2 protein-coding genes and 1 pseudogene are annotated in these 4,125 nt (G+C 41.8%); all 3 read right to left on the bottom strand.

All coding sequences use genetic code 11. The features are described from left to right. Positions 1–1,715: hypothetical protein (locus AC3LHT_RS09340; RefSeq protein WP_488662699.1), on the bottom strand; the 1,715-nt coding region annotated here is incomplete at its 3' end. Between the two features lie 3 nt (positions 1,716–1,718). Continuing rightward, positions 1,719–3,776, bottom strand: coding sequence for a hypothetical protein (locus AC3LHT_RS09335; protein WP_488662698.1), 2,058 nt, complete (start codon positions 3,774–3,776; stop codon positions 1,719–1,721). 21 nt (positions 3,777–3,797) lie between these two features. Then, a pseudogene (locus AC3LHT_RS09330) lies at positions 3,798–4,125 on the bottom strand (hypothetical protein); the annotation flags it as partial.

Genomic DNA, 4,125 nt, shown 5'->3' with positions numbered 1-4,125 from the left:
TCGGCACTGTATCCTGCCGGTAGCTCCACAAAGCTGTGCCCCCTCGGTTCTTCCGTTGCCGTCGCGGTTTCACCTGTTTGGGGGTTTATATATTCGATGAACTTTTCAGCTCCTTTTACAGCTTCTGGCGTACCTAAGATAACTATTGAACCGGCAAAATCCATAAGGCTAACGTTATAACCCAATTTATTAAGGGTACTCTCAAGCTCTTCTACAGAAGTACCCAGAGGTCTTGAAACCAGTTTGTAGGCGAACCCCGTTTTTTCGACTTTTTCAGCGAGATTTGAAAGCAGGGAGAGAGCAACAGCCACATCTTCTTCTTTTCCTGTGATCACAACAGTATTTCCAATGGTTGAAAGGGATAGGTTAAATCCCAGGGTTTTCAAAAGGCTTTCAACATTTTCGTAAGTTACTGATGGCGGGAGTTCATATATCTCCGTTCTGGTTTTTTCGTATTTTCTCAAATAATCCACAAATTGAACTGCTCTCTCAACATCGGAAGCCGTTCCTATCAGGATAAGGCCAAAGGGATAACTATCAAAGACTGTTACATTTAATTGCAGTGATTTGAATTGCTCTTCAATTTGCTTTGCAGTATATTGGGTCAAGGGTGCTACCAGTGCGTATTTGCTTTCTGGTATTTCTGGTAGACCTTTTAAACTATCGAGCAAGTTTTCCAGCTCTCCAAGTTGTGAAGGTGTTCCCGTGGCAACGAGTCCACTATCTGTTTCATGCAATGATATGTCCAGGCCTAATTCGCCAATTATTTCAGATAATGCAGAACCAGAAACCGGTGATAATACAACACGAGCTTCTTTGAGTTCAGAAGTTGCGGGGGTACTTTCTACTGTGGCTGTTGTGGTTGTTTCTATTGGGGTGCTTTCTGAAACCACTTTCTCGACCAGCCTCATAAGTGTATTTATCGCTGCAGGGTCACCGTAGACCACGAAATTTCCGGGCACTTCCAGCAGCTTGAGCTGAAGTTCAAAAGTATTGATTATATTTTGAATTTCCTGCAGGCTCAGCTTTTTCTCAATAAAAGCAAAACTCTTGTCTGTTGATGACAATTCCTGATATAAATTCAAGAATGCCTTTATGTCTTCTTCTGCTCCTACTGCCACAATGCTATCAGCGACGGGAACCATGCTTATGTTATATGAAAAACTCGATACCAGGCTTTTAAGGGCTTCAAGATCAACTCCTGGAATTTTGTGCAGGACGGCGTATTTTTCTGAGACTTTATCTTTCTCCTCAACGCGCCTTTGTAGAATATCGCTTATGGTGCTTTCGGCCCTGTCAAGTGCATCTGGAAACCCTATGGCTAGAATGCCAGTTGGTGATTTAACCAGCTCAACGTTGATGCCCAATTTGTTCAAAATGCCTTGAAAATCGCTGATGGAGTCTTCCGGAATATCAACGAATTCATAAAGCATGTTTTGCTGCACTGTCTGAGTAGCAGAACTGGTTTTTGCATATCCTGATTGTATTTGCTCCAGCAGGTTTTGGGCTTTTAGCACGTTATCCCTGCTGCCGACGATTATATACTTGCTATCAACAGGCATGATGTTAACGCTTATGCCAAGGTTGTCAAAAAGCCCCATGAGCTCTTGAACAGGTGGAATATTCTCCACCGTTGAGTAATATGGGCTCTCTATTTCTCTAAGGCGTTCCACTTCGTTTCTGATGCTCTCGGTGACATTTTTTTCTGCTATCACATACTAGCCAGCATCAGCAGCAATTACTTTCACCGCTGTAAAAACCTCTTCACCTAGAAATTGCTGGAAATACGTTTCAAATTTCTCTACATCCCAGCCGGGAATCGAGGAAATAAACACCGATATTCGTTCTCCCGTTGATCCAGATGCTTTTAGTCTCCCTTCAATCCCGGGGCGTACTTTTGCAATGAAGCTCTTTACGCGTTCGATGTCTTCTCTATTTCCTCTAATGATCAATAATTCAGCCGAAGTGATGTAAGTGTAGCTCACCTGTTCCTTGAACATAGCATCGAGCAGCTGCCCTACGCCACCTTCATAAACCGAAACCGGGAGTTCAATAAACTCTTCCAATGCCTCGCTGAAGAGCTCTTTCTCATAATGGCCCAATTCTTCGAGAACGCTTTTTAGAATATCAGAAGGCGCTTCGATATAAACCAATCTACCGGCTATGGATTCAACAGCGTAATCCTCAGAGCTCAGACCTTTTTTCTGAAAAGCTTTTTGCAGAAAACCCTGTACAACGTCAAAATCCTCTGAGGATCTCAACTGAATGAACTTACCCTCAACGTTTTGTAATGAGCCCCCACTGAACTCGGATATGAGATATTCAGCCACATCGATATTCCTTTTAACCCCTTTTATAATATAGCCACCTTTTTCTCCAAGAAGTTCTATTTTCACTGAAGCGAGATTTTGGACGTGTTCGACTATCAAGGGATCGATGTACTTAGTTTGGATGATTTTGTAACCTATGTTCTGGGCTTTTATACTGATATCCGAAACGATGTCTTTCAAAATGTCAACATAGGCTTCTGGAATTCTGAAAGTCACCTTCCCGATGCCTTCAAAGGTTCTATCCACGTGAATCTTTTCTTCGGGTATGTAGCCTTTTAACAATTCAATCATCATATCTACGATGCTTACAACGCTTCCATGGTCGTTTGTCAAAACATCTTCAACAATCCGGAAGTTTTCCGGCAGGTTCACAGTTAACTCTTTTAATCTGGACTTTTCCGCTTCTGATCTTTGCATTTTAGCAAAGTTATCAAGGTATTCCTTGAGGCGTTCCACATTCCTTTTGTCACCGGTTAATATCAACCGTCTCAATTCGGGAACTGAAGTAATGGAGATTTTGCTGTCGAAAAGCGCGTTGTTGACTTTTTGAGCAACATCAAGAAAATTATTGTAGAGCCCTTTTAAGTCATCTTCGACTACATATTCGGTCTTCACGTAAGCAGATGTCAACAGTTCGGAAATCATCATGTGGGTTTCAAGATCGCCAAAGGCGAGCAGTGTAGATTCGTTCGGTATATACTCAAGAAAAGCGTCAATGGGTAATGCTGCTCTTAATGCTTCAAGTTGATTCTGTCCATCGGTTCCTTGATTGATATCTATTCCCGTATATATCCTCCAGAAAGCGTTAACAACTTTTTTAACCTCCTCAGGAGTTCCGATGTAGAGAGTTCCATCTGTGAAATAGGCATATGAAATCTTGTCTCCCAGGGATATGAAGATATTTCGAAGAACATCTTCCGGATAGGTTGAAGTGAAGCCAATGTTGAGTTCAAAGTTTTTAACAGAGGGCGTTACAACGTAGGAAAGATCGAGGATTTCATCACTCATGAGATATGCAACGGCAGAGTCAAGTTTCATACCAAAAGTGCTGAATTTATCAATCGAAACCTTAATGTTGGAACGCCAGAATTTGAGAATTATAGAATTTCCTTTTATAAAAATTTCCGGTTCCCTTTTTGCTGGAATCAGCAATGCCACGCTAATTGTGTATTTGCCTTCAAGATCGCGTGTCCAGAGCCCTTCAACCGGGCCTGCTCTCAAGGGTAAATCCATGTTCTTCCCTTCCACGTTGTACAGGGTCAAGGAATATATCGTTTTAGAAGGGTTAGCTTGAAATTCATAATCGAATTCTGTCACAGTGCTTGTGAAAGTGAGTGTGATTGACGTCGATTGCTCATCCATAGAGGGGACGAGCGTCTTCAATGAATTTGGGAACAAAAGCACCACAGCTGCTAAAACCAACAAGGTAGCCAAAATTTTTCTCACAGGAATCACCCCGATCGATCTCTATTTTTTTTCTTCATAATTTCTTGCAATGGCAAATTCATTGGTATCTAAATCGTTTAGAAGCACAGCGAATTCAGTTATTCCGTAAACTAAGTATTTTGAGATGCTATCACCGACACGAACTAATTTTTCGTCTTCACCTGTTTTAAGAACGGCGTATTCTATGTTATTTATTTTGAAGTACCCCTTATATGTCACCGAAGTGGCTTCCACACCGGCTTCCATCATCGACTTTATGACCAGTGAAGAGTCAGCCATTAAAGGTTGAAAATAATCCTTTAGCTCAACTGGCTTTTCGAAATCGCTGAGGTCGATTTCCAGATCCCGT

Source organism: Kosmotoga sp., from assembly GCF_982836095.1.
This window is presented reverse-complemented; position numbering and strand designations above follow the sequence as displayed.